The 1,211-nt window shown below is 51.4% G+C and carries 2 protein-coding genes and 1 pseudogene (1 of these 3 only partly in view); 1 reads left to right on the top strand and 2 read right to left on the bottom strand.

Features of this window, described 5'->3' with window-relative positions; genetic code table 11:
* Nucleotides 1-224: CNNM domain-containing protein (locus QVP67_RS09920; RefSeq protein WP_288180095.1), on the bottom strand; the 224-nt coding region annotated here is incomplete at its 3' end.
* 98 nt (nucleotides 225-322) lie between these two features.
* Nucleotides 323-670: a hypothetical protein gene (locus tag QVP67_RS09915; RefSeq protein WP_022163406.1), complete on the bottom strand. Its 348-nt coding sequence runs from the start codon at nucleotides 668-670 to the stop codon at nucleotides 323-325.
* A 186-nt stretch (nucleotides 671-856) separates the two neighbouring features.
* Here QVP67_RS09915 and QVP67_RS09910 point away from each other — a divergent pair.
* Nucleotides 857-1,211, top strand: a pseudogene (locus QVP67_RS09910) (sodium-translocating pyrophosphatase) (it continues 1,875 nt past the right edge of the window).

The following is a 1,211-nucleotide window of genomic DNA, read 5'->3' as shown; positions in this document are numbered from 1 at the left end:
CCCGCCGCACCCACGGTGTGGGCGATGGTGTTCAGCGACAGAATAGCGGCGATGGGTTTGTCAATGTCCTGCTTCAGCCGCTTGAGCAGGGTGGCCGACTTGGCGCCGGACTGTTCCTTCATGGTGATGAAGGACATGGGGGTGGACAACAGCACTGCCTCCATGACGGAGCAGAGAAAAGATACGGAAAGGGCAAGAATAAGGTATAAAAGTACAAGTCCCATAAAATAAGTATTAAGTGAAACATGCGGACACGAGCCTTCGGGATAGGATAGAGGCCCGTCCGGTTGATAAAATAAAGGCTGTAGGATGGAACTTGTGTCTAAAGCCGATAGATGCACAGCGTGGAACGGCGGCGGATATAGTCGGCCGAAGGTGTGCACAAGGTTTTCCGGCCGGAACAGACCGATAAGGATGAAACGTGGCGCTGGATGACCGACGGGCCGGAAGCCGACGTCGTCTGGTGGCGCAGCCTTGTTGCCGAAGGGGCATAGGGAGTAGTGTCTTCGTCGATGCAGGTCGAGCCTTGCTGGCAGAACTGCATTTCGCAGTTGTCGAACGAAGTCACGTCGTCGGGCAGCGATTCATACTGTCCGAGGGGTTGCAGCATGGCGAAAAGCAGGATGATGATCCACGTTGCAACCTTGTATATGCGGTTATCTTTTTCCATTTGTGTGGAGCAAAGATAGGCAAATGCCTTTCTTGCCCGTAAGGAAACTGTGCCTTTTTTGTTTTTTTAGCATTTGATTGGTTGCCATAGCGATGAGAATAGTGGCAAACAGATTTGCTTATTCCGTCTCAATTCCATATATTTAGCGCATTCTATTTTGTCAAACCTCAAAACATAAAGAATGCTATGGATCAACTACTATTCTGGGTCGTACCGGTAGCTTCCGTGCTGGCCCTTGGCTTTGCCTGGTATTTCCATCGTCAGATGATGAAGGAGAGCGAAGGTACTCCTCAAATGATTAAAATTGCGGCGGCCGTGCGCAAGGGCGCCATGTCTTACCTGAAACAGCAATATAAGATTGTGGGACTGGTCTTCCTGGGACTGGTCATTCTGTTCTCCATCATGGCCTATGGCTTCGATGTGCAGAACCACTGGGTGCCGGTAGCCTTTCTGACTGGTGGCTTCTTCTCGGGTCTTTCGGGCTTTCTGGGCATGAAGACGGCCACTTATGCTTCGGCCCGAACAGCCAATGCAGCCCGAG

This window comes from Bacteroides sp. CAG:633 (assembly GCF_000435115.1).
Lineage (GTDB): Bacteria > Bacteroidota > Bacteroidia > Bacteroidales > Bacteroidaceae > Bacteroides > Bacteroides ndongoniae.
The sequence above is the reverse complement of the archived record's forward strand: the minus strand, read 5'-3'. Positions and strand labels throughout refer to the sequence as shown.

Excerpts from the sequence above, each read along its gene's own strand:
- QVP67_RS09915 (WP_022163406.1), bottom strand. The coding sequence starts at position 670 with ATGGAAAAAGATAACCGCATATACAAGGTTGCAACGTGGATCATCATC.